The sequence below is a fragment of the Nocardioides ureilyticus genome (assembly GCF_051280745.1).
Classification (GTDB): domain Bacteria; phylum Actinomycetota; class Actinomycetes; order Propionibacteriales; family Nocardioidaceae; genus Nocardioides.
The window spans coordinates 47,117-70,113 of record NZ_JBNCOG010000012.1 but is presented as its reverse complement, the minus strand read 5'-3'; the positions used below and the strand labels follow the sequence as shown (position 1 = coordinate 70,113).

Sequence of the window (22,997 nt, the reverse complement as noted above, 5' to 3'; positions counted from 1 at the left end):
TTCCTGCGCCGGTCCGGACGCACGGCGACGCGGGCCCCGGGGTGCCCGGGACCCGCGTCGAGGAGCGGTCGTGCTTCAGGTCAGCCCCCGGTGACGGAGTTGACGGCCTCGCTGAAGACCGCGCCCAGGTCGATGGCGTTGGCCGCCTCGAGCACCAGGACGACGATGCCGGCGGCGACGATGATCATGCCGACGTACTCCAGGGTGCCCTGGCCACGCTCGTCGTCGCGAGCGGTGAGCACGTAGGCCTGAAAAGCGAGCAGAGCCTCGAGAACCTTGTTCATCCTGATCAACCTCTTCCTGTGGGGTGGTACGGCGGCCCGCCCCCGGAGCGGGCCGCAAGCCTGTGGTCGGTGCCGGTGTGGTGTTCCCTTCCGACGACCAGGAATCTATGCCGGCCGCGGCCGGTGAGCGGGGGTCCCGGGGCCCAGGCGCAGGCCCATTCCGAGACCCACCACGAGACCCCTCCGGGCCCAGCCACGACCATGGCGCCTAGGCCTCGGACCGCGTGCCGAGCCAGACCGCGATCGCCTCGCTCCGGTTGCTCACCACGAGCTTGGCGAAGATGGCGTTGACGTGGTTCTTGACCGTCTTCTCGGCGAGGTAGAGCTCCCGGGCGATCTCCGCGTTCGTCCGTCCCTGCGCGATCAGCTCCATCAGCTCGCCCTGTCGGTCGCTGAGCTCGAACCGCCGTTGCCGCCTGCGCAGCTCCTCGCCCGAGTCCGCGGCCGCCCGGGTGTCGCGGATCGCCTCCAGGGCCTGACGCGAGAAGGCGCCGGCTCCGAGCGCTGCCTGTCGGACGGTGTGCACCAGGGTCGAGGCGTCGAAGGTGCCGTGGACGAGGTAGCCGCTCGCACCCGCTGCGAGGGCCGCGCGGACGTGCTCCGGCTCCTCGGTGAAGGTGAGCATGATGACGGTCGTCCGGCCCGCGATGGCCCGAGCGGTCTGGACGCCGTCGCGACGAGGCATCCGCACGTCGAGCAGGACCACGTCGGGCCGCAGGCTCTGCACCATGGACTCAGCGAGGATGCCGTCGCTGGCCTCCCCCACGACCTCGATGTCCGCCGAGGTCTCCAGCAGGCTGCGCAGCCCGGTTCGTACGACGGGGTTGTCGTCGACGATCAGCGTGCGGGTCGGCCCGGCGGCCGTCGCCGGCGCGTCGACGGTCAGGTCCTCAGGCATGTGCACCCTCCCTCAGGCCCATCAGGGGCGCCACGAGACGCACCCGGGTCCCCCGGCCGGGCGCGGTGTCCACGTCAGCGTGCCCGCCGATGAGCTGGAGCCGCTCGGAGTACCCGCGCACGCCGAAGTGGCCTTGCCGTTCCCGCTCGGGAAGGATCCCGGGTGCGAAGCCGCGGCCCTGGTCGGTCACCTCCACGGCGACCTCTTCCTCACCGGTGAGGAAGAGGCGAACGGTGATGCGGTCCGAGCCGGAGTGCGTGACGGCGTTGCAGAGGGCCTCTCGCGCGGCGGCCAACAGCTCGTAACGTACCGAGGGCGCCGAGAGGGGGACGGGCGCGAGCTCGAGGGTGAGCCGGATCTCGGGCGAGTCGTGGGTGCAGTCGCGGGCCAGGGCGGCCAGGGACTCGTGGAAGGGCTGGTCCAGGTCGTCCTGGCGCAGGGCGGAGAGCAGGCTCCGGAGGCGGATGATGGCCTCGCCGGCAGAGCTCGAGATGGCGACGGCCTCGCTCGCCGCGCGCCGGGGGTCGCGTTCGATCCAGTGCGGCAGCGACTGTGCCGACAAGGCCAGGCCCTGCAGCGTCTTCGCGGTCGAGTCGTGCAGCTCCCGGGCGAGCCGGGTCCGCTCCTGCGCGGTGACCGCGCTCGACACGAGGTCGGTGAACGCCCGCTCGGACTGGCGCTTCCGCTCGGCCAGGGTGCGAAAGACCTGCCCGAGGACGACCACGCACACGAACGTGACCGGGAACCCGTAGTCGGCCAGGAACGTGCGGGCCAGGCGGTCGTCGAACAGTCCCGCCGCCACATAGCCACTGACCATCGCCATCGTCGAGAGGGCGGCGGCCGGGGTCGGCAGCACGACACCGACGATCACGCAGCTGGACAGCGCGACCAGCACCAGGGGGTTGTCGGTCCCCAGCGCGATCATCAGGCCGGTCATGACCAGGCCGTCGAGCATGACCAGGATGGGGTGGCGTTGGAGGAAGGCAGGCACGCTCGGGACCGCGATCCCCGCCATGCTGGTCAGGGTGAGGAAGAAGATCGCGCCGACTGCCACCGGCGTCAGCGTCTGGTCGACGTAGCCGGCCAGGCTGGCCAGCAGCGTCATCATCCGCAGCAGGAACGAGACCCGCACCAGCGTGCGGACCTCCACCGTGGCGATCGCCTCAGCGGTCATCCCGAGAAACCCCCGAACAGGCTGCCGAAGTCGACGTCGGCGCCGAGGACCAGCCCGACGAGGAGCAGTATCAGCGTGGCCGGGACGAGGACGAGCGTCGTCACCAGGGTCACGCGGGGCGCGATCTGTGCCGCCTGCCGGCGCATCCGTTGTGCGTGCTCCCGACGCTGGTCGACGGCGATCTGGTTGAGCGCCTCCACGAGCGGAGCCCCAAGCTCGTCGGACTGGATGAACGCCGTCACGAACTGGCCGAGGGCCTCGGAGTCACTGCGCTCGCGCAGCTGCTCGAACGCCCCGCGCAGCGACGCACCGTGCTGGACCTGGCTCAGGGCCAGCTGCATCTCGGCTGCCAGCGGTCCGCCGAACCGCTCCGAGACCCGCACGAGGGCGGCGCGGAACCCGACGCCCGCGGTCACCGTCACCGCGAGGACGTCGAGGAAGTCCGGGAGGTCGCGGTCCAAGGCCTCGGTCCTGACCCGGCGGAGCCTGGAGAGCCGCGCGAGCGGCATCATGACCGGTGCCACGACTGCCAGCGCCAGGCCCAGCAGGTTGCCGGAAGTCAGGCTGAGCAGGAACACCGGGGTCAGCATCAGCGCCCAGATGAGGACCAGGCGAAGCACCCCGTCGACGTTGAGCCCGTCGGGTCGGCCGGCATAGTCGACCTGGGTCTGCAACCAGTTCATGACCGGGGCGGGAAGGCGACGACGCAGGGACGGCGCGAGCCGGGTGGCCAGGCGCCCGAGCGGGGCCTCGCCCTTGGCGGCCCGCCTCTGCTCCGGGCGCAGGACCATGAGCTCCTCGAGGCCCAGCCCGTCGGTGGGATCGGAGCGGAGCAGGCGGTAGCCGCGCAGCGCCAAGAGCACCGCCGTGGCGACGGCGAGGCCAGGCAGCAGGACGGTGGGCGTCATATGTCGAGCCTCGTCATCCGCCGGATCAGGTAGAACCCCAGGGCGAACAGCGAACCTGAGAGCACCAGGGCGACCTGGCCGACGAAGCTGCCCGTCATCGCCTCGACCGACCCGGGCTGGATCCCGTTGAGGAGGAACAGCATCCCCAGGCCGAGCACGATGACGAGGTAGCCGGTCGCCAGTGCTTGGGCGAGTGTCGTGCGGATCTCTCGACGCGTCTCCTTGCGCGCCTCGAGGGTGTCGGCGATGTCCCTCAGCGAGGTCACGAGCGACCCACCGCTGCGCGCACACACCACGAGGGTCGAGAGGAGCACGGCGACCTCTCGCGAGGGGAGCCGCTCACCCATCGCGTCCAGGGCAGACACCAGGTCGGTGCCGAAGCGGATCGAGTTGGCGACGTTGCGCAGCTCGGTGCCCGCCGGCGCAGCCAGCTCCTCGCCGGCGATGCCGAGGGCGGTGGTGATCGACAGCCCCGCGTTGGTGGCGTTCGCCAGGACCCTGGCCAGCTCCGGCATCTGCACGATGAACGCCTCCAGGCGGCGGGCCTTGGCGCGCCGGATGAACGCACGCAGCGCGAAGCCGCCGGCGCTGAGGCCGAGGACCCCGAAGACGGGTGCGAGAGCGGTCCACAGGATGTAGGCGGTCGAGGCGCCGACAGCGGCGGCGACGAGGACGACCACCAGTGGACGCTCGTCGATCCCGGCGAGCACCAGCTCGCGCTCGACCAGCTGTCCCAGGCGCGTGCGCCGGAAGCGGCGGTTCGCCCGGTCCACGAGCGGCTGGTCCTCGATCCGCTCGTAGCCGGCCGCTGCGGCAGCCATCCGTCGGCGGTCCGCGGCCACCGACGTCAGGTAGGAGAAACCGAGGAGGGCACACAGGGCGGACCCGACGGAGCAGAGGAGGACCGTCAGGACCACGACACTCCCCCACCCTCGTCGACGTCGCGTCCGGAGTGCGCCCGGTCGAAGCCGTCGGGGAGCTTCTCCCCCCGGTCCTCGAGCCGGTCCGCGAGGTCGGGGTGGACGGCGTGACGGACGAACGACCCGGGAGACCCGGACGCACCGATGGCCCTCGGGTCCCAGTGCACCAGCCTGCTGAGGGCGAACTCCTCGCGTCGGCGCGAGGACAAGTAGCTGAGCTCGACGACGCGCCGGGTGCCGTCCGGTGTGCGGATCAGCTGCAGCACCAGGTCGATGGAGGAGTTGACCTGCTCGCGCAGTGCGTGGAACGGGACCTCCACCTCGGACATCGACGCCATGGTCTCCATCCGGGCCAGCGCGTCGTCGGTGGTGTTCGCGTGCACCGTCGTCAACGAGCCCTCGTGGCCGGTGTTCATCGCCTGCAGCATGTCGAGCGCCTCGCCGCCGCGGCACTCGCCGACGACGATGCGGTCGGGTCGCATGCGCAGCGCGTTGCGGACGAGGTCGCGGATCGTGATCGCGCCGCGCCCCTCCACGTTGGGCGGCCGGGTCTCCAGCTGCACGACGTGCTCCTGGACCAGCGCCAGCTCCGCTGCGTCCTCGATGGTCACGATGCGTTCGCGTTCGGGGATGAAGGCCGACAGGGCGTTGAGCATGGTCGTCTTGCCGGACGCGGTCCCGCCGGAGACGACGATGTTGAGCCGAGCCCGCACCGCCGCCGCCAGGAGCGCCGCGGTGGGGCCGTCGACGGCGCCGCGGTGCATCAGCTCCTCCATCCCGTAACGACGGGGGAAGAGCCGGATCGTCACGGTCGGACCGCGCAGCGCGAGCGGTGGCAGCACGACGTTGACCCGCGCGCCGCGCGGGAGCCGGGTGTCGGGGGGCAACCGCGCGTCGACCATCGGGCTCGACTCGTCGACGCGGCGGTTGACCGTGGAGACGATCCGGTCGATCGTCTGCAGCAGCTGCTCGTCGCTCGTGAAGCCGGACGGGATCCGCTCGAGGACGCCGAAACGCTCGACGTACACCGTGTCGTGACCGTTGATCATGATCTCGCTGACGGCCGGGTCAGCGAGGATCGGCTCGAGGACGCCGAGCCCGACCGCCTCGTCGACGACCCGGCGGACCAGGCTCGTGCGCTCGCGCGTGCTGAGGATGATGCCCTCGGTGGAGACCAGGTGGTTCAGCACCCGCTCCAGCCGGATCCGCCGCTGTGACTCCTCCAGCCGGCCCAGCTCGTGGAGATCGACCTCCTCGAGGAGCAGACGCTTCAGGCGTCGGACGAGGATCTCGTCCGAGGTCTCCCCGGAGCCTGGATTGGGGCCACTGCTGGGGTCGACCCCGGCGAAGCCGCGGTAGCCGCTCACGGGTTCACGGCCATCGACACGTCCCGGGTCACGGTGAAGGTGGGGAGCGGGGACACCCGCGGCACTCTCACGCGGAGGGTCACCGAGTCGCCCGACGTCGAGATCGAGGCGACGTCCAAAGCGCCCGGAAGCGCTCCCTCGGCGGCCGCCAGGGGATCCCTGCCGAGGCTCTGCGCCCGCGCGGCCGCCCGGGCAGCCTCTTGGGCCTGAGACGCGGACCAGCCCGCAACGCCGAGCTGGAGGACCAGGAGGGCCACCAGCACCAGCAGGGGCACGAGCGCGACCACCTCGAGGGCGACGCTGCCCGCGTGCGACCGGCGCTCAGCACGCCGGCTCACGGCTCGTCCACCACATCACTGGTCTGGGAGATCTCGGTCGGCAGGGCTGCGCATCCGGGACACATCACCGGCACCTTCGTCGACACCTTCACCGAGCCGTCCCCGAGCACCGTCACGTGGACGCTGTCGCGCATGGAGTCGGGGACGGCGTCACGGGCGGCCTCGCCCGGATCGTCTCCGATCGCCTGCGCACGGGTGGCGGCGTTGGCCGCGTGGCCGTTCCACACGAAGGCGAGCGCCGTCAGGCCGACCTGCCAGGCCAAGAGGCAGATGAGCGCGACCAACGGCACGAGTCCGACCGTCTCGACGGCGATCTGACCAGTCTCCGCCTTCGCCCGTCGGCCCCCGCGCCGCTTCGGCGCGGCCACGGGCGCCGGGACCGCCGCCGGCCCGCTCACCCCGATCTCGGCCCCGATCCGCTCGAGCGCCGACCACCAAGGAGCCTCCCGCACCTCATCGGGGTTGCGGGTGTTCACGCCACGTTCGAGCCTGCGGAACGCTGCGGGCAGGCGGGTCGAGACCAGGTTGGCGGAGGTCAGCTTGCCGAGGGCGTCGAAGGTCAGAGCGTCCTCGCGGGAAACCCGGTTGACGACGACGTGGATCTCCTGCTCCGAACGGACCCCGAGGCTCTCCCACGCCTGCACGGTGCGCCGGAAGGAGCGCATGGCGAGCACGTCGGGCGTCACCACCACCACGGCGGTGTCGGCCACCTCGACGGCGGCGGCCTGGGCCGGTGTGGCGTGCGAGCCGCCGTCGACGAGGATCACGTCGAACTCCTCCCGCAGCAGTCCGAGGATGGACCGCACGGCGGTGGCGGTGACGTACTCGGACTCGTGGACGAGCACCGGGGCGAGCAGCAAGGAGATGCCGGACTCGTGGCGCACGAGCGCATCGAGGATGGTGTTGGCCGAGAGGTCCTCGGCCACCTTGGCCACATCGGCGATCGAGACGCGCTGACGTGCCTCGATGATGCCTGAGACGTCACCGGCCTGCAGGTCGAGGTCGACCAGGCAGACCTTGGTGCCGGCCACCTTGCGGTGCAGGTCGATGGCCATGTGCGTGGCGATCGTCGTCGTGCCCACGCCACCCTTGGCACCAGCGAAGACGGTGACGCGGCCGCGGCGCCCCAGGTCACGACCGGTGTCCGCGACCGCCCCCGAGATCAAGCCTGCCATCCGTATCGACCACTGGCGGGCCGCGTCGAAGCGCGACAACACGTCGTCGAAGGTCATCGGGTACCGGACGATGCCCTTGGCGCCGGCCTCCATGGCTGCCAGGGCACCTTCGGCGTCCATCGCCGCGTTGATCACCACGATGCCGGACGTCGGCGAGCGGAAGGCGATCTCCCGGACGATCTCGGCAGCCGGCTGCGGGCCGAGGGAGTCGTGCAGGATCACGACGTCCGGCTTCAGCCCGGCCACACTGGCCGAGAGCTCGTGGCTGGACTCGAGGATGGACTCGATCTCAGCGTCCTCGATCTCCGCCAGGAAGCCTCGGAGCTCGGTGAGGACGTTCTGGTCGGCTGCTCCGACCACCACTCTGGTCACTGTGCCTCCTCTGGGACGGCCTGCCCACCGAGGTCCTCGGCGTCGAACTCGTCGACCTCCCGCGAGCGGTTGGCCCCGACGTCACCCGGCAGGGCGACGAGCCGCACCTCCTGCGCGAAGGCAGCGGCGTACGTGACCGACAAGGAGTCCTCGGGCTCGAGCGCCAAGGTGACGGGGACGACGTCCTTGCTGGCGCCGATGGTCTCCTCGGTGTCGACGGTCACGGTCTGCTGGCCGCCGATCGAGACGATCCGCACGTCGCGGACGAGGACACGCGCCTGCTTCGGCAGACCCGGCACGTCGGCGAAGACCGCCACGATGTCGACCCGGTCGCCGGGGCGGACCCGGCCGGCCACGCCCGTGACGCTGTCCACGTTGATCGCGATCTCCCGCTCGGTCGGGCTCAGGTCGGTCGAGGGGATGAGCATGTCCGAGGTGACGACGGTCCCCGCGGCCAGCTGGAACCCGACCCGGCGTCCTTCGAGCTCGCGCAGGCTGGTCACGGACGTGGGCGCGGCCCAGCGACGAGGGACCTCCTTGGCCTGGACGTTCGAGGCGCCGAGGGGCACGTAGGCGTCGACCGGCTCGGAGACTTCGTAGACGGTCATCATGGGCCCGACCTGGCTCTCCACCTGGGAGACGTAGCGACTGACGGCGACGAACACCGCGACGGCCAGCGCCACCGCGGCCAGGAGGAAGAGGACACCGCGCCGCTGACGAGCGTTCAACTCGCAGCTCCCCGGACGAGGTGGTCCTCGCGGTCGGGACGTTCGGCGGCAACCCGACAGAAGGGACAGGTCGCACCCCACACCGGCTCCGCGCACGCAGGGCACCGCTGGGACGACGTGGTGGCGAGCGCCTCGGCGGACACCGGCAAGGAGATGACGAACTCGACCGCCTTGGCCGATCCCCAGGCGGTCCCCGCATCGCCGAGCGGCTCGCGACGGAGAGGACGGCTGGGCAACCCCATCGAGAAGAGGGCGGAGATGGCGGCCTCGGGCATGTCGCCGAAAGCATGGCAGACGTACGAGCCGGCTGTCAGCCCGGGCGCGGGGACGCGCCGCAGCCGCCGGTCGGGCTCGACCTCGGCGACCGGCAGCTTCGCCACCCAACCCGGGTCACCGTGGACGGCGAGGAATCCGTCCCGGCCGGCGAACCAGGACTGGACATGCTGCCGCAGGGTCGGTGACGGGCGGGACAGCTTCGCCACCGACGGGAGCCAGGCCCCCCACACCATCGACTGCAGGCTACCGACGATCGAGGCGTGCACCGCCGTGGCGGAGCTGGTCCCGGCCGGGACCAGCTCGACGGCCCGGGCCAGCACGGCCGCGGAGACGGGGAAGCTCAGCACCCGCACAGGGAGGTCGGGCCGCGCCGCGGCAACGGTCGACGCAGCGAGGTGTGCGCTCCTCGTGCCGGCGGTCGGCGTCAGCACCAACAGGTGCGTGGTCTGCGGGGTGCGAACTCGGGAGTCGAGGGCGAGCGTCGTGGGATCGGTGAGCGGGTGCATCTGCCACCCACCCCACAGCGCTGCGCCGCGGAACGAGCCGGTCGGGTGCTCGTCCATGAGTGCGACGACAAGGGACATGGCCGCTGTCATACCCGGATTCGTAAAGTTAAACCTCGCCACGCCGACCGGTCTCGACCAGTACCCTGGCGGGCGCTCCACAATCGTCGCCGACCGCTTCCCTTCCCCCGGCCGGCCAAGGAGGGGTCAGTGGATTTTCCGCTCGCGCGGTCGCGGGAGTCGCGTGCTGCGCGGCGCCTCACCGACACGGCGGCGAGCCATCGGCGGCGGCGTGTCGCCGGTCTCCTGCTGCTGGTCATCGGGCTCTCGACGCTCGGCTTCGGGGCGGTGGCCGGTCGCACCGACCCGCCGGCACCGGTCCAGGTGGCCGCGGACGGACCGACACCGGTGCCGCAGACGCGGTTCTTCCAGAGCCCCTGGGTGCTGTACGGCCAGGTCGACGACCCGCGGCGTCCTCCGTCCGCCGAGGAGGTCGGCTGCCTGCCTGGCAACGGGTGGAGCCTGCCGACCCAGCCGGACGATCCGACGACCTTCGGGTCGCGGGTGGTCGGAGGCGTGCCGATCGCCGCGATCGTCCTCTACGGCCACTCCGGGGACGGTGCCGTGATCCGCTGCTCGGGCGCGGACGACCATGCGCCGTTGTGGCTGATGCCGTCCTCGGACGCACCGCCGTTCACTGCGACGTCGATCGTGATCCTCGGGGTGCTGCTGTTGGTCGCCGCTGCCCTCGTCCACCCGTCGACGACGGACCGCCCGCGCCTGAGGCGGCTCAAGAGGCCGCCACGGGAGTCAGGTGGCTGAGCGCCGCCGCCACATCAGGAGCGCCGTGAGGAGCGCGCCCAGGCCGAGCACCCCGGCCAGCACACCGATCATGTCCCCGGTGCCGGAGTCGGCCTGGCCCGCCGCCGGCGCGGCGTCCGCGTCGCCACCGTCGGTCGATCCGCTCTCGGACGGGGCCGCCGTGGGATCCGGGGACGCGACGGTTCCTCCGGTGACACCATCCGCGACGCTCCACGCCACGCCGTCGGCGTAGGTGGGGCCCTCCGCCGGCTCGCCCACGACCTCGACGTTCAGCGTGAACGGGATCTCGACGGTGTAGTCCTGCCGGTTGGCACTCACGCTCACGTAGTAGTCACCGGCCGCCGTCACGTCGGCGCCGCCGTTGAACTGGCTGTCGCGGACCTCCGAGGGTGCCCGGCTGACGGCGGGCAACGCCGTCTGCAGCGTGGCGTCGTCGGGCGAGTCCAGCCAGGTCGACCCGTCGACGTAGCCGAGCTGGGCGCCGAGAGGATTGAAGAGCCCCAGGTGGGCCCTCGGTGGGAACCGGCCGAAGCGCTCGGCGAGCTCTCCACTCGCCTCCGGGAACTCCACGCTGACCCGGAGCCCCTGGCCGAACGCGAGCGGCACCTTGTACAGCAGCGACTCACCCGGGACGACCGTGCTGGACCAGCGGCCAGTGCCGATCTCGGGGGCGTGTGCGAACGACGCCACGCCCTCGACGGGCTGCGCGCGGCCGCTCACCCGCGGCGCGGTGACGACGGTGTCGTCGGCTGGAGGGGTGGGACCGGGGTCCTCGACGGGTGGCTCCTCCGTGACGACCAGGCCGATCGGCACCTCCTCCTGGGCTCCCCGTCCGCGCCTGACGGTGACGACGTACTCCCCCGGCTCGTCACACGCCTCGCTGGACGCAGCGCCCAGACCGGTGCCGGCGGTGACCTGAGCGCCCATCACCTGCCGGACGTCGAGGAACCTGCTGACCGAGGCGTAGTCGCAACGGCCCTCCGGCCCGGTGAGCTGGGCGACCAGCCCGTCGATGAAGCCGGTCTCGCCCTGCGACAGGGCAGCCACCCGCAGCGTGGAGCCGGCCGTCTCGCGGGTGAACACGTAGCTCTTCGACTCGCCGGCCCCCAGCGTGTCGACGTACTCGCCGATGGCGATGGACGTGGGCGACGTCTCCGAGCCGCCCACGATCGGCTCGCCGGTCAGGGTGAAGGGCCGGACGGCGCGCGAGGCGACGCGGGTGAGCCTGCTCTCGATGTCGGCGGCGCTGTCCGCGTCGTAGTAGGTGCCTCCGCCCTGTTCCGCGATGCACCGCAGCTGGTCGCGTGCGGCCCCCGAGACGGAGAGCCCGACGACGTCGATCTGCAGGTCGATGCCCTGCTCGGCCAGGTCGCCGGCCACCTCGCAGGGATCCGGGTCACAGGTGGACTCGCCGTCGGAGACGAGGACGATCGAGCGGGCACCCTCGTTGCCGAGGTCCTTGGCGGCCTCGCGCAGGGCGTGCGGGATCGGCGTCTCGCCGTACGGTTCGTACTGGCCGATCGCGGCCTCGAGGTCCTCGCGGTTGTCGGTGCCGGGCTCGACCACGAGCTGGCTGTCGGTGCAGGAACCGGCGTCGGTGCGCGAGAAGACCTCGGCGCCGAACACGCGGAGGCCGACCTGGGCATCGTCCGGCAGGCCTGCCACGACCGTCGAAAGCGCTCGGCGTGCCGCCGCGATCTTCGTCTGACCGCCTCCGGCGGGCTCCGCCATCGAGCCCGAGGAGTCCAGCAGCAGCATCATCCGTCCGTAGCCGCCCTCCTCCGCGTCCGCCGCCGTGGCCGCCGCCGTGGCAGCCGAAGCGGCCTGGCGAGGCGCGGTCCCGGCCGTCGCGGCGCCCACTCCAACGGTGGAGGACACAACCAGCGCGATCAGCGAGGTCAGTGCGACCAGATGACGACGGGGCTCCATGCGACTCGTCCTTCCCCTCAACGACTGCGGCGACACCTACCCTGCTGTTTGCAGAAGCAAACGTCAAGGTTGCCCTTGTGAACCGCGCGACGTACGCTCTCAGCCGGGAAGGGGCCGCGCATGGAGCCAGGGCTGGACGTCGAGTCGGACAAGGCCGCCAAGATCGCCCAACAGCGCCGCCTGTACGGCGAGCCGATCGGTCTGCTGGTGCGCCGGGTCACCGCGGGCCTGGAGGTCAGCCAGTCCCGCGTCGCCGAGGTCCTGGGTCTCAGTCCGCCGATGCTCTCCCAGCTCGCCAGCGGTCACCGCGTCAAGATCGGCAACCCGCTCGCGGTCGCGCGGCTCCAAGGCTTGCTCCGCCTGGTCGACGAGGCACCGGGCCTCTCCCAGGATGCGGTCACGCGCCGCCTGGAGGAGATCCGCCAGCACCAGGGCACCGTGTCGACCGGTCAGTTCGCGCCGGACGCCAGCTCCGCCGACGTGGTCCGGAAGCTGCTTCGTGCCGTCGCTTCGGGCCGGGAGCTGGAGGCCGCAGCCCAGGTGCTGGCCGAGGTGGCACCAGGCCTGGCCGAGATGGTGGAGGTGTACGGCACTGGCACGGAGGCCGAGGCGGCTCGCCACTTCACCGCCGTGAAGCACCTGCTCTGAACGACCCTCGCCGCTCAGGCGTCGTAGTCGACCCGCAGCTCCTCGGTGACCGGGTGGGCCTGGCAGGTCAGGACGTACCCGTCCGCGACCTCGTCGTCGTCGAGGGCGTGGTTCTGGTCCATGACGGCCCGTCCGAGCACGACCTTCGCGCGGCAGGTGCCGCAGGCACCGCCCGCGCAGGAGTACGGCGGCTCGACGCCCTGCTGGAGGGCGGCGTCGAGGACGGTGTCGCCCGAGGACCGCAACGGGAACGTCGACTCGGCGCCGTCCAGCCTCACGGTCACGGCGCTCTCGACGTCGACGTCCACGGCGGAGGTGCTCGGCTCGGTGTGGAACACCTCCGACAGCACTCGCGTCGGGTCGACCCCGGGCACGGACGCGACGGCTTCCTCGACCGAGGAGACCAGCGACGCCGGCCCGCACAGGAACCAGGCGTGGACCCCGGCGGGCTCGGCGACCAGCTCCCGGACCAGCTCGGGGCTGACCCGGCCGACGACCCTTCCGTCGGGATCGGCCTCGCGGGAGAGCACGTGGTGGACCTCCAGGCGGCCGGTGGTGCGGGCGAGGTCGCCGAGCTCGTCGCGGAACATCGTCGACGCGCGGTCCCGGTTGCCGTAGACGAGCGTGACGGTGCTGTCCGGCTCCTCCTCCAAGATGGTGCTGACGATGGACATCAGCGGCGTGATGCCTGAGCCGGCCGCCACGGCGACGTACCGCCGCGCCTGCGAGGCGTCGAGCTCGGTGGTGAAGCGCCCGGTCGGCGTCATCACGTCGAGGATGTCGCCGGCTGCGAGCTCACCGGTGACGTAGCTCGAGAAGACGCCGTCGTCCACCCGCTTCACCGCCACGCTGAGCGTCTGCGCGGAGACAGGCGCGACGATCGAGTAGCTGCGACGTACGTCGACCCCGCCGACCACCGCGCGGAGGGTGACGTGCTGGCCGTGGACGTAGCGGTACTCCCCCGCCAGGTCGTCGGGGACGTCGAAGGTCACCACGACGCTCTCCGGCGTCAACGGGTCGACCGACCGCACCCGCAGCGGGTGGAACGCGGGGCGTCGTCCCTCGCCGTCGGCGCCGCCGGGACGGCCGTCGGTGAGGCCGTCGGTGAGGCCGTCGGTGATCCGCCGCCAGGTGCGGTACTCCTCGGGGGTCAGGGAGCGCCCGAACCACGTGGAGATCGCCGCGTTGCGGTCGAGGTAGGCCTGCTCGTTGCGCCGCCACGCACGCAGGTAGCGGTAGAACGGCACGCTCGGGTGCAGGTGGTGCACCAGGTGGTAGTTCTGGTAGACGAACAGCGGGGTGAGCCAGGACTCGCCGCCCACCCGGATCCGCGTCGCCCGGTACTTGTCCTGCCGCTGGGTCACGGTCAGGCCGTGGTGCGGCAGGTAGTCGAACCACCAGGCCAGCACGGTCATGCCGATCCGCTGCGGCAGCAGGTACAGCAGGACCAGCTCGGCGCCGTGACCGGCGGCCACCAGCGCGACGACGGCGGCGGCAGCCGCGGCGACCATCGTCAGCACGCCGGCGACCTCGGCGCGGGGCCGGTCGGGCAGCCGGCGGACGTAGAACGCGACGTACCAGAAGTCGACCGTGGCCCACCTCAGCGGCAGCTGCCAGGCCGGCCCCTCGCTGGTCCAGCTGTCGGGGTCGATGCCCTTGGGCTCGTTGGTGTTGCGGTGGTGCTCGATGTGGATGAACTTCAGCATCGGGAAGGTGGTGTACGCCGCCACGAACGGCATCGCGAGGTGCCCGAACGCGTCGTTGACCCGGGTGTCGGTGCTGACCGCGTGGTGCGCCGACTCGTGCAGGACGCTGAACATCAGGAACGTCACCGCCGCCCCGAGCGGGACGGTGAGCCAGGGGCTCCAGCCCGCCACCAGGTAGCCGTAGACCTCGACACCGAAGAGCACGAGCGCGCCGACGTAGAGCGCGGCCGTCGGCCACGCGAGCGGCGGGACCCGCTCGCCGGGGTCGGGCAGGCCGACGACCGGCTGCGGCATCGAGGCGGGGGGTGCGACCGGAGCGGAGGGGGAGGCAGTCACGACGTTCCTGACTTGACAGATCGACGGCAGTTGTAAAGCACTGCGGCCACTGTCTCAACGCCCCGGCGGTCTTGTCAACGACCCCGTGGCGCGGCCCAGCGGACCTGCCGGGGCCTCAGCCGCCCTGCGCCGCGTCCCGGAGGTACCAGACGAACCAGGTGAGCGGGAACAGCACACCGCTCAGCACGGCGAGCGGCCAGCCGTCTCCTCGCCGGCGGCTCCCCAACCCGGTGAGCACGGCGAGCGACACGGGAGCAGCAACGGCGACCACGAGGAGCGCCGCGGACATCGTCACGAGCCTGTCCCCCCGGTCGGCGGGCCCGACCTGGTGGCCAGCGCGTCGAGCAGACCTGCCACGAGGCCGTCGACCGCGTCCGTGCCTGCGTCGACCACCTCGCGCACACCGTCGGTCACCGGGGCCGTGGCGCCTCGCGTGACCGCGTCGACGACGCCGAGACCTCCGTCGGCGAGCGGGTCCACGACCGCCGAGACGAGGCCGGGCGCCTCGGGCCGCGGCGTCCCGACACCGGGCGACGCCACGGGCGGCTCCCCCGGACCGTCGGGCTGTGCGCCGCCGGGCGGGAGGCCAGGGCCGTCGTCGACCGGGGCGCCGGTGGCCGGCGCGGGGGACGTCGGGGGTGGTGTGGGAGTGAGGACCGTGCCGCTCACCGACCTCGCCGCAGGAGCAGCGCCGGAGGCCGGTCCGCGCTCCGCCGCCGCGGCGGGGGCACGGTCGGTGTCGGGGCCGAGGAAGGGCGAGAGGTCGTCGAACGTCCCGGTGCCGATCTGGACGGCGAGGGTCGCGGCCACCCCGGCGATGGCGATCGCCACGGCACCTGCGGTGGTGACGAGCCGTTCGCCCCACGGGCGGGCGGGCGGGGCCGGTTCCGGCTCGGGGCCGGTGACCAGCGGTGCCGCGGGCTGCTGGGGGTCGACGACGCGCGGTGCCTCCACCGTGGCGGCCGTCATCAACGCCGCGCGCGCTGCGAGGACGAGCTCGTGCTCCATGGAGCCGCCCCGGAGGGTGGGGTGCACGAGGACCCGCCATCCGGTCTCCGGCCCGGCCACCGCGGCGACGTAGCCGACGACGCGCCGACCGCTGCTCGCCTCGCCGGTCAGCACCGCCACGCCGGTCCACTCGGGCCGCAACTGCTGCAGCCACTGGGCTGCCCGCAAGGACCCGTCGGCCACCTCGGGCGCCGCCGAGGGGTCCGCGGCGGCCACCGCCTCGACCAACCGGGCCACGAGGCCGCGGTCGGTCACGAGGGCAGGCTCGATCCGCCAGACGTCGTCCACGTCGGCGGCGGGAGCAGCGGGCTCGCTCATGTCCCGACCATGATGCCGCTCCCGAGTCCCGATCGGTGCCGGAACGCGCAGGGTCGCCCTGGCGGCCTTCAGGGCCGGGTCACGGAGCTCCCGGGCCGCCGGCCGGCGCGCTCCTGGCCAGGTGCAGCCAGGTGTCGACGACGGTGTCGGGGTTGAGCGACATCGACTCGATGCCCTGGTCGAGCAGCCACTGCGCGAGGTCGGGGTGGTCGGAGGGGCCCTGCCCGCAGATGCCGACGTACTTGCCCTGTGCCTTGCAGGCCTTGATGGCCAGCTCCAGCATGTGCAGCACGGCCGGGTCGCGCTCGTCGAAGGAGTCGGCCACCAGGCCCGAGTCCCGGTCCAGGCCCAGCGTCAGCTGCGTCATGTCGTTGGACCCGATCGAGAAGCCGTCGAAGTGCTCGAGGAACTGCTCGGCGATCACGGCGTTGGAGGGCACCTCGCACATCATCACGACCTGCAGGTCGTTCTTCCCGCGCTCGAGACCGTGCCGCCCCAGCAGCTCGATGACGCCCCGGGCCTCCTTGGTCGTGCGCACGAACGGGATCATCACCTTGACGTTGGTCAGCCCCATCTCGTCACGCACGTGGCGCAGCGCCTCGCACTCCATCGCGAAGCAGTCGGCGAAGTCCTCCGAGAGGTACCGCGAGGCGCCGCGGTAGCCGATCATCGGGTTCTCCTCGTCCGGCTCGTAACGCTCACCGCCGACCAGGTTGGCGTACTCGTTGGACTTGAAGTCGCTCATCCGGACGATCACCGGCTCCGGCGCGAAGGCGGCCGCGATCATCGAGATGCCCTCGGCCACGCGCTGGACGAAGAAGTCGCGCGGGCTCGGGTACGCCGCGGTCAGCTCCTCCACCTCGGCCCGGAGGTCGGCCGGGAGCGCCTCGGGGTCGTCGGCGAGCTCGAGCAGCGCCTTGGGGTGGATCCCGATCTGGCGGTTGATGATGAACTCCAGGCGGGCCAGACCCACGCCGGCGTGCGGCAGCCGGGAGAACGCGAACGCCTGCTCGGGCGTGCCGACGTTCATCATGATCTTGACCGGCACGTCGGGCATGGAGTCCAGCTCGGTGCGCTCGACGTCGAAGTCGAGGATGCCCTCGTAGACCAGGCCGGTGTCGCCCTCGGCGCACGAGACGGTCACCTCCCGCCCGTCGGCGAGGTCCCGCGTGCCGCTGCCGGTGCCGACGACGGCGGGGATGCCGAGCTCCCGGGCGATGATCGCGGCGTGGCAGGTGCGACCGCCGCGGTTGGTCACGATCGCCGAGGCGCGCTTCATGATCGGCTCCCAGTCGGGGTCGGTCATGTCGGCCACCAGCACCTCGCCTGCGTTGAACTCGTGCATGTCGTCGATCGAGGTGAGCACGCGGACCGCGCCGGCGCCGATCTTCTGGCCGATCGCCCGACCCTCGACCAGCACGTCGGCGCCGGTCGCCACGGAGCGGTCCATCTTGTACCGCTCGAGCGCACCGCTCTGCCGCGACTGCACCGTCTCGGGACGGGCCTGGAGGACGTAGAGGCGTCCGTCGACGCCGTCCTTGCCCCACTCGATGTCCATCGGCCGGCCGTAGTGCTCCTCGATGGTGAGTGCGTGCCGAGCCAGCTCGTGGACCTCGTCGTCGGTGAGGCTGAGCAGCCGGCTCGCCGCGGGGTCCACGTCGACGAACTCGGTCGTGCGGCCCACCGTCGCGTCGTCGGTGTACACCATCTTGGTCGCCTTGCCGCCGACTCCGCGCTTGAGCACAGCCGGTCGGCCGGCGCGCAGCGCCGGCTTGTAGACGTAGAACTCGTCCGGATTGACCGCGCCCTGGACGACGCCCTCGCCCAGCCCGTAGGCGGAGGTGATGAAGACGGCGTCGGTGAACCCCGACTCGGTGTCCATCGTGAACATCACGCCGGAGGAGGCCAGGTCGGAGCGGACCATCCGCTGCACGCCGGCGGAGAGCGCGACGTCGGCGTGGGCGAACCCGTGGTGGACCCGGTAGGCGATCGCCCGGTCGTTGTAGAGGGACGCGAAGACCTCCCGGATCGCCGTCAGCACCGAGTCGATGCCTCGGACGTTCAGGAAGGTCTCCTGCTGGCCCGCGAAGGAGGCGTCCGGCAGGTCCTCGGCGGTCGCGGACGACCGCACCGCGAACGAGGGCTCCTCCCCCTGCTCGCCCGTCGACTCCGCGACCAGCTCGTCGTAGGCCGTCCGGATGTCGGCCTCGAGGTCTGCGGGGAACGGCTGCGCGACCACGGCCGCACGGATCTCCTTGCCCACCTCGGCCAGGCGGCGCACGTCGTCGGTGTCGAGGTCCTCGAGCAGTCCGGCGATCCGGTCGGCGAGCTCGCCGCGGCCGTCGACGTCGCTGCCGATGAACCGGTGGAAGGCCTCGGCCGTGGTGGCGAAGCCGTTCGGCACCCGGACGCCGAGGTCCGCGAGCTCGGAGACCATCTCGCCGAGCGAGGCGTTCTTGCCGCCCACCTGCTCGAGGTCGGCCAGGCCCAGGTCGGAGAACCACCGGACGTTCGGGGTGGACTTCTTGCTCATGGTCGGGTCCCTTCCTGGGGTCGGCGCGCCCGGCTGCGGGCGCTGGACTTGAGCGTCTGGAGGATCAGGGCCGAGATCTCCTCGACGGACTTCGCCGAGCTGTCGATGACCGGCAGGCGGTGGCCGCGGAAGAGGTCCTCGGCCCGCCGCAGCTCCCAGCGGCACTGCTCGGGCGAGGCGTAGCGCGAGCCGGGGCGACGCTCGTGGCGGATCCGGGAGAGCCGCTCGACGGTCGTGGTCAGCCCGAAGCACCGGTCGAGGTAGGGGAGCACGACCTCGGGCAGGTCGGAGCCCTCGAGGTCCTCGTCGACCAGCGGGTAGTTGGCGACGAACAGCCCGTGCTGGAGGGCGAGGTACATGCTGGTCGGCGTCTTGCCGCACCGCGAGGGGGCCAGCAGCACGACGTCGGCCTTCTCGAGCGCCCGGACGCTCTGCCCGTCGTCGTGCTCGATGGTGAACTCCACCGCTGCCATCCGGTTGTTGTAGCGCTTGATGTCGCCCACGCCGTGGAGACGGGCGGCCTGCCGCATCCCCGGGCGGCCGAGCACGGCCTCGACGCGGGACATGTGGGTCTCGAAGAGGTCGATGATCGGCGCCCTGGTGGTGAGCAGCTCCGCGCGCACGCCCTCGTCGGCGGCGGTGGTGAAGACCAGCGGCGTCACCGGCCCGTCGGCGACCTCGTCGAGCATCTCCACGACCCGGCGGGCGTCGTCGATGGTGTGGATGAACGGGATCAGGGTCCGTTCGAAGGCCACGTCGGGAAACTGGATCAGCAGCGCGTTGCCCATCGTCTCGGCGCTGATCCCCGTCGAGTCGGACAGGAAGAACACCGGTACGACGTCGTGCTCGGTGGTGCCGTTCATCGCCTGCCTTCGTAGGTTTCCTGAACCGTAGACCGTCGTTCGCCCGGGCGGCAGCCGGGTCCACGTGGGCTCGGGTCCCCAGCCGGGGTGGCTGCCCGGTGTCCCGGGACGAGGGACCGGACGTGCGGCGCGGTCATGACGCCCGTCACACCCGGATGGCGAGACGGCCTCGGCGACCCGCTCTCGCAGGGCGGCCGGTCAGCCGGTCGGGGCGGGCGCCGCTGCTCAGGCGTAGGCCAGCTCCGCGGTGACCCGGGTGCCGTCGTCCCGCTCCACCGTCCAGCGGTCGCAGACGTGGTCGACGATGGCGAGCCCGCGGCCCTGGAGCCGGTGGTCGGTGAGGGCGACGGGCTTGAGGGTCTCGACGTCACCGCCGTCGACGACGCTGAGCCGGAGCGCGTCCTGCTCGAGGCACCACGACACCCGGATGGTCCGGTCCGGGTGGGGCGCACCGTGGAGCAGGCCGTTCGTCACCAGCTCGCTGACCACGAGCTCGGCGTCCTCCACGACACTGGCGCGGATGCCCGCCTCCCGGAGGTCCTCGCCGAGCAGGTGCCGAGCCCGGCGGACGCTCGACTCGTCGTACGGCAGGTGGATCGTCACGCAGGTCTCCTGGCCGACGTGGGTTGCCATGTCGCTACCTCCGCGTGCGCTCGTGGTGCCGGGCGACCTGCCACGCTCGGCTCCACCTCCACCGTGCCCACACCGGCCGGACCGAAACAGGTGTTCACCAGGTGGGCGCGGAGCCGGTGGGCCGGGTCGATGGTTGGAGAGGCGTCCGGTCGGTCACCGGTGGCGGGTACCGATCGCACCGACGGAGGGAAGACCCGTGCCCGAGCAGGACCTGTCCGGCAAGACCATCGCATTCCTCGTCTCCACCGAGGGCATCGAGCAGGCGGAGCTCACCGAACCCTGGAAGGCGGTGCAGGAGGCGGGAGGCACGCCGATCCTGGTCAGCACCGAGTCGGGTGAGGTCCAGGCCTTCCACCACCTGGACAAGGCGGACACCTTCACCGTCGACAAGGTGGTCGACGACCTCGACGTCGCCGACGTCGACGGCCTCGTCCTTCCCGGCGGTGCGCCCAACGGCGACCTGCTGCGGACCTCGGACGCCGCCGTGTCGTTCGTGAAGCGGTTCGTGGAGGCGGGCAAGCCCACGGCCATCATCTGCCACGCGCCGTGGGTCCTCGTCGAGGCCGACGTCGTCCGGGGGCGCCGGGTGACCTCGTGGCCGAGCCTGCGGACCGACCTCCGCAACGCCGGCGGGACGTGGGTCGACGAGGAGGTCGTGGTGGACGGCAACCTCGTGACCAGCCGCAAGCCCGACGACATCCCGGCGTTCAACCGGGAGCTCCTGGCGCTGGTCGCCGCGGCCTGACCGCGGGACCGGTCTAGGGTGCCGCTGTGAGCAGCACCCCCTTCCGCGTCGGCTTCGTGACGGGGGCGACGCCGGACAAGTGGGCGGGCATCTGGCGCGACCGCCGCCACCGCGAGCCGCTGCAGCTCGTCCCCGTCACCGAGGACGAGCAGGAACGGGTGGTCCGCGACGGCGAGGTCGACATGTGCCTCGTGCGGCTGCCGGTCGAGCGGGAGGGCCTCCACCTCATCCCGCTGTACGACGAGCGGCCGGTCGTCGTGGTCAGCAACGAGCACCTGCTCACCCTGGCTGACGAGGTCGAGCTCGCCGACCTGGCCGAGGAGCAGCTCGTGCTCCCCCACCGGTCCGGCTGGCGGCCCGACGTACCGCAGCTGCCGTGGCCGGAGATGTCGGTGAAGGAGGCCGTGGAGGTCGTGGCGGGCAGCACGGGGATCGCGCTCATGCCGATGTCCGTGGCCCGCCTGCACCACCGCAAGGACGTCACGTACCGGCCGGTGAGCGACCTCGAGCCGACCACGGTCGGCCTCGCGTGGCGGGTGGACCGCGACGACGAGCAGTGCCAGGCCTTCGTCGGCATCGTCCGCGGCCGCACCGCGCGCAGCACCCGCAGCTGAGCCTGGGTCCACCACGCCGGACCGTGACTTCCGTCGCTGCGGGAGTGTGGACCTCCACCGTGCGGGTACGTGAGGTAACTGTGACGACACAGCAACGCCCCCCCGAGTCCAACGACGCCCGTGGGGCCGCCGGGTCCACCGGCTCCGACGGTGGGATGACCGACGCCCTCGCCCAGCCGCCGGTGGACGTCATCCACCCGGCACTCGACGCGGTGCCGGACGATCAGCAGGTCCAGCGCGGCGTCGACCGGGTCGTCTTCGGCGTCACCGCGGCCATCGCCATCGCGTTCCTCGTCTGGGGCTTCGTCAGCACCGAGTCCCTGGACCGCGCCTCCGGGACGGCGCTGGACTGGGTGATGGAGTCGGTCGGCTGGCTCTTCGTCCTCACGGCCAGCGGCTTCGTCGTCTTCGTCCTCTGGCTCGCCCTGGGCAAGTTCGGTCGCATCCCGCTCGGCCGCGACGGCGAGGAGCCCGAGTTCCGGACCGTCTCCTGGGTCGCGATGATGTTCAGCGCAGGCATGGGCATCGGCCTGATGTTCTACGGGGTCAGCGAGCCGGTCACGTTCTTCACCGCTCCCCCGCCGGGCACCGGTGAGGTCGGCAATCCCGAGGCGACCCAGACCGCCATGGCCACGACGCTCTTCCACTGGGCGCTCCACCCCTGGGCGATCTACGCCGTGGTCGGGCTGACCATCGCGTACGGCGTCTACCGCAAGGGGCGCGCCCAGCTGATCTCGGCCGCCTTCGAGCCCCTGCTCGGGCGGCACGCGCACGGCGCCGGCGGCAAGGTCATCGACATGCTCGCCATCTTCGCGACGCTCTTCGGCTCCGCCGCGTCCCTCGGTCTCGGCGCCCTCCAGATCCGCAGCGGGCTCGAGATCGTCGCCGGCCTCGGCGAGGTCGGGAACGCCGTGCTCGTGGCGATCATCGCGGTGCTCACCGCCGCGTTCGTGCTGTCCGCCGTCACGGGTGTCGCCAAGGGCATCCAGTACCTGTCGAACATCAACATGGTCCTCGCGCTGCTGCTGGCGCTCTTCCTCTTCGTCGTGGGCCCGACGGTCTTCATCCTCAACCTGCTGCCGACCACCATCGGCACCTACGTGGCCGACCTGCCGGAGATGGCGGCACGGACCGGGACGAGGGGGCCCGAGGCGGCCGAGTGGCTGCAGTCGTGGACGATCTTCTACTGGGCCTGGTGGCTCTCGTGGACGCCTTTCGTCGGCATGTTCATCGCCCGGATCAGCCGCGGCCGGACCATCCGCCAGTTCGTGACCGGCGTCCTGCTGGTCCCCAGCCTCGTGAGCCTGGTCTGGTTCGCGATCTTCGGTGGCACCGCCATCGACCTCCAGCGCAACGGTGTGGACGTCGCCGGCGCCGGCGGTCTCGAGTCGCAGCTCTTCACCACCCTCGAGCAGTTCCCGTGGGCGACCCTGACGGGCATCGTCGTCATGGCCCTGGTGGGCATCTTCTTCGTCTCCGGGGCCGACGCCGCCTCGATCGTAATGGGAACCCTCTCGGAACGTGGCACGACCGAGCCGCGGCGCCCGACGGTCATCTTCTGGGGTGTGGCCACGGGTGCCGTCGCGGCGGTCATGCTCCTGATCGGCGGCTCCGAGGCGCTCACCGGCCTGCAGACGATCACCATCGTCGCCGCGCTGCCCTTCGTGATCGTGATGATCGGCCTGGCCGTCTCCCTGGTGAAGGACCTGCGCCAGGACCCGCTCGTCGTGCGCCGTCAGTACGCCGTCGACGCGGTCGAGCAGGCGGTCGTCGCCGGTGTGACCGAGCACGGGGACGACTTCGCGCTCTCGGTGCAGGCGGTGCCGACGAGCGAGCGCGCGCCGGACGAGCAGGACACCGAGCAGCCGGTGTCGCGGGCGGCCGACGAGCGCTGAGGTG

General features: G+C 71.8%; 22 protein-coding genes. 5 read left to right on the top strand and 17 right to left on the bottom strand.

Translation table 11 applies throughout. The features are described from left to right. Positions 1–80 precede the first annotated feature (80 nt). The 10 genes from ACSMHG_RS08850 to ACSMHG_RS08805 all read right to left on the bottom strand — a co-directional run bounded on the left by ACSMHG_RS08850 (position 81) and on the right by ACSMHG_RS08805 (position 9,024). Entirely contained in the window at positions 81–284 is a 204-nt protein-coding gene (locus ACSMHG_RS08850) for a hypothetical protein (protein WP_435743812.1), read from the bottom strand. A 208-nt stretch (positions 285–492) separates the two neighbouring features. Next, complete coding sequence (locus ACSMHG_RS08845; RefSeq protein WP_435743810.1) at positions 493–1,182, bottom strand: response regulator; 690 nt, start codon at positions 1,180–1,182, stop codon at positions 493–495. Beyond that, positions 1,175–2,356, bottom strand: coding sequence for a sensor histidine kinase (locus ACSMHG_RS08840; RefSeq protein ID WP_435743808.1), 1,182 nt, complete (start codon positions 2,354–2,356; stop codon positions 1,175–1,177). The genes ACSMHG_RS08845 and ACSMHG_RS08840 overlap by 8 nt, the downstream gene beginning before the upstream one ends. After that, a complete protein-coding gene (locus ACSMHG_RS08835; protein ID WP_435743806.1) occupies positions 2,353–3,264 on the bottom strand; it encodes a type II secretion system F family protein in 912 nt (303 codons plus the stop codon). Before ACSMHG_RS08835 ends, ACSMHG_RS08840 begins: the two co-directional genes overlap by 4 nt. Next, positions 3,261–4,181 carry a type II secretion system F family protein gene (locus ACSMHG_RS08830; protein WP_435743803.1) on the bottom strand — a complete coding sequence of 307 codons (921 nt, stop codon included), beginning with the start codon at positions 4,179–4,181 and terminating at the stop codon, positions 3,261–3,263. The genes ACSMHG_RS08835 and ACSMHG_RS08830 overlap by 4 nt, the downstream gene beginning before the upstream one ends. Beyond that, the gene (locus ACSMHG_RS08825) at positions 4,172–5,551 is read right to left on the bottom strand and encodes a TadA family conjugal transfer-associated ATPase (protein WP_435743801.1); all 1,380 of its coding nucleotides are present in this window, start codon (positions 5,549–5,551) and stop codon (positions 4,172–4,174) included. Before ACSMHG_RS08825 ends, ACSMHG_RS08830 begins: the two co-directional genes overlap by 10 nt. After that, positions 5,548–5,889: a TadE/TadG family type IV pilus assembly protein gene (locus tag ACSMHG_RS08820; protein ID WP_435743799.1), complete on the bottom strand. Its 342-nt coding sequence runs from the start codon at positions 5,887–5,889 to the stop codon at positions 5,548–5,550. The genes ACSMHG_RS08825 and ACSMHG_RS08820 overlap by 4 nt, the downstream gene beginning before the upstream one ends. Then, positions 5,886–7,436, bottom strand: coding sequence for a CpaE/TadZ family protein (locus ACSMHG_RS08815; RefSeq protein ID WP_435743797.1), 1,551 nt, complete (start codon positions 7,434–7,436; stop codon positions 5,886–5,888). Before ACSMHG_RS08815 ends, ACSMHG_RS08820 begins: the two co-directional genes overlap by 4 nt. Next, a complete protein-coding gene (gene cpaB / locus ACSMHG_RS08810) occupies positions 7,433–8,164 on the bottom strand; it encodes a Flp pilus assembly protein CpaB (protein ID WP_435743795.1) in 732 nt (243 codons plus the stop codon). The genes ACSMHG_RS08815 and cpaB overlap by 4 nt, the downstream gene beginning before the upstream one ends. Continuing rightward, on the bottom strand, positions 8,161–9,024 hold the full coding sequence (locus ACSMHG_RS08805) for a hypothetical protein (RefSeq protein ID WP_435743793.1): 864 nt from the start codon (positions 9,022–9,024) through the stop codon (positions 8,161–8,163). Before ACSMHG_RS08805 ends, cpaB begins: the two co-directional genes overlap by 4 nt. 129 nt (positions 9,025–9,153) lie before the next feature. On the opposite strand from ACSMHG_RS08805, the gene ACSMHG_RS08800 reads away from it, so the two are divergent. After that, complete coding sequence (locus ACSMHG_RS08800; protein ID WP_435743791.1) at positions 9,154–9,765, top strand: hypothetical protein; 612 nt, start codon at positions 9,154–9,156, stop codon at positions 9,763–9,765. Here ACSMHG_RS08800 and ACSMHG_RS08795 read toward each other — a convergent pair. Then, positions 9,754–11,694 (bottom strand): vWA domain-containing protein, encoded by a 1,941-nt coding sequence (locus ACSMHG_RS08795; protein WP_435743789.1) that lies wholly within the window; start codon positions 11,692–11,694, stop codon positions 9,754–9,756. The two genes, ACSMHG_RS08800 and ACSMHG_RS08795, sit on opposite strands and share 12 nt — an antisense overlap. Before the next feature lie 120 nt (positions 11,695–11,814). Here ACSMHG_RS08795 and ACSMHG_RS08790 point away from each other — a divergent pair, with 120 nt between their 5' ends. Further along, a complete protein-coding gene (locus tag ACSMHG_RS08790; RefSeq protein WP_435743787.1) occupies positions 11,815–12,342 on the top strand; it encodes a DNA-binding protein in 528 nt (175 codons plus the stop codon). Between the two features lie 14 nt (positions 12,343–12,356). Here the strand turns inward: ACSMHG_RS08790 and ACSMHG_RS08785 are convergent, their stop codons facing one another. The 6 genes from ACSMHG_RS08785 to ACSMHG_RS08760 all read right to left on the bottom strand — a co-directional run bounded on the left by ACSMHG_RS08785 (position 12,357) and on the right by ACSMHG_RS08760 (position 19,739). Further along, positions 12,357–14,384: a fatty acid desaturase gene (locus ACSMHG_RS08785; protein WP_435743785.1), complete on the bottom strand. Its 2,028-nt coding sequence runs from the start codon at positions 14,382–14,384 to the stop codon at positions 12,357–12,359. A 115-nt stretch (positions 14,385–14,499) separates the two neighbouring features. Then, the gene (locus tag ACSMHG_RS08780; RefSeq protein WP_435743783.1) at positions 14,500–14,673 is read right to left on the bottom strand and encodes a hypothetical protein; all 174 of its coding nucleotides are present in this window, start codon (positions 14,671–14,673) and stop codon (positions 14,500–14,502) included. Positions 14,674–14,675: 2 nt separating this feature from the next. Then, the gene (locus ACSMHG_RS08775) at positions 14,676–15,710 is read right to left on the bottom strand and encodes a hypothetical protein (protein ID WP_435743781.1); all 1,035 of its coding nucleotides are present in this window, start codon (positions 15,708–15,710) and stop codon (positions 14,676–14,678) included. 79 nt (positions 15,711–15,789) lie between these two features. Then, the gene (gene ppsA / locus ACSMHG_RS08770) at positions 15,790–18,243 is read right to left on the bottom strand and encodes a phosphoenolpyruvate synthase (RefSeq protein WP_435743779.1); all 2,454 of its coding nucleotides are present in this window, start codon (positions 18,241–18,243) and stop codon (positions 15,790–15,792) included. Further along, positions 18,240–19,106, bottom strand: a complete 867-nt coding sequence (locus ACSMHG_RS08765) for a pyruvate, water dikinase regulatory protein (RefSeq protein ID WP_435743777.1) — start codon at positions 19,104–19,106, stop codon at positions 18,240–18,242. Before ACSMHG_RS08765 ends, ppsA begins: the two co-directional genes overlap by 4 nt. A gap of 225 nt (positions 19,107–19,331) precedes the next feature. Then, entirely contained in the window at positions 19,332–19,739 is a 408-nt protein-coding gene (locus tag ACSMHG_RS08760; RefSeq protein ID WP_435743775.1) for an ATP-binding protein, read from the bottom strand. A 196-nt stretch (positions 19,740–19,935) separates the two neighbouring features. On the opposite strand from ACSMHG_RS08760, the gene ACSMHG_RS08755 reads away from it, so the two are divergent. From ACSMHG_RS08755 to ACSMHG_RS08745, 3 genes are all read left to right on the top strand, one after another. After that, positions 19,936–20,484, top strand: coding sequence for a type 1 glutamine amidotransferase domain-containing protein (locus ACSMHG_RS08755; RefSeq protein ID WP_435743773.1), 549 nt, complete (start codon positions 19,936–19,938; stop codon positions 20,482–20,484). A 26-nt stretch (positions 20,485–20,510) separates the two neighbouring features. After that, on the top strand, positions 20,511–21,098 hold the full coding sequence (locus tag ACSMHG_RS08750; protein WP_435743771.1) for a LysR family substrate-binding domain-containing protein: 588 nt from the start codon (positions 20,511–20,513) through the stop codon (positions 21,096–21,098). Positions 21,099–21,178: 80 nt separating this feature from the next. Then, the gene (locus ACSMHG_RS08745) at positions 21,179–22,993 is read left to right on the top strand and encodes a BCCT family transporter (RefSeq protein WP_435743769.1); all 1,815 of its coding nucleotides are present in this window, start codon (positions 21,179–21,181) and stop codon (positions 22,991–22,993) included. Positions 22,994–22,997 lie beyond the last annotated feature (4 nt).

Excerpts from the sequence above, each read along its gene's own strand:
- ACSMHG_RS08765 (WP_435743777.1), bottom strand. The coding sequence starts at position 19,106 with ATGAACGGCACCACCGAGCACGACGTCGTACCGGTGTTCTTCCTGTCC.
- ACSMHG_RS08790 (WP_435743787.1), top strand. The coding sequence starts at position 11,815 with ATGGAGCCAGGGCTGGACGTCGAGTCGGACAAGGCCGCCAAGATCGCC.
- ACSMHG_RS08835 (WP_435743806.1), bottom strand. The coding sequence starts at position 3,264 with ATGACGCCCACCGTCCTGCTGCCTGGCCTCGCCGTCGCCACGGCGGTG.
- ACSMHG_RS08805 (WP_435743793.1), bottom strand. The coding sequence starts at position 9,024 with ATGTCCCTTGTCGTCGCACTCATGGACGAGCACCCGACCGGCTCGTTC.
- ACSMHG_RS08795 (WP_435743789.1), bottom strand. The coding sequence starts at position 11,694 with ATGGAGCCCCGTCGTCATCTGGTCGCACTGACCTCGCTGATCGCGCTG.
- ACSMHG_RS08845 (WP_435743810.1), bottom strand. The coding sequence starts at position 1,182 with ATGCCTGAGGACCTGACCGTCGACGCGCCGGCGACGGCCGCCGGGCCG.
- ACSMHG_RS08760 (WP_435743775.1), bottom strand. The coding sequence starts at position 19,739 with ATGGCAACCCACGTCGGCCAGGAGACCTGCGTGACGATCCACCTGCCG.
- ACSMHG_RS08850 (WP_435743812.1), bottom strand. The coding sequence starts at position 284 with ATGAACAAGGTTCTCGAGGCTCTGCTCGCTTTTCAGGCCTACGTGCTC.
- ppsA (WP_435743779.1), bottom strand. The coding sequence starts at position 18,243 with ATGAGCAAGAAGTCCACCCCGAACGTCCGGTGGTTCTCCGACCTGGGC.
- ACSMHG_RS08840 (WP_435743808.1), bottom strand. The coding sequence starts at position 2,356 with ATGACCGCTGAGGCGATCGCCACGGTGGAGGTCCGCACGCTGGTGCGG.
- ACSMHG_RS08780 (WP_435743783.1), bottom strand. The coding sequence starts at position 14,673 with ATGTCCGCGGCGCTCCTCGTGGTCGCCGTTGCTGCTCCCGTGTCGCTC.
- ACSMHG_RS08775 (WP_435743781.1), bottom strand. The coding sequence starts at position 15,710 with ATGAGCGAGCCCGCTGCTCCCGCCGCCGACGTGGACGACGTCTGGCGG.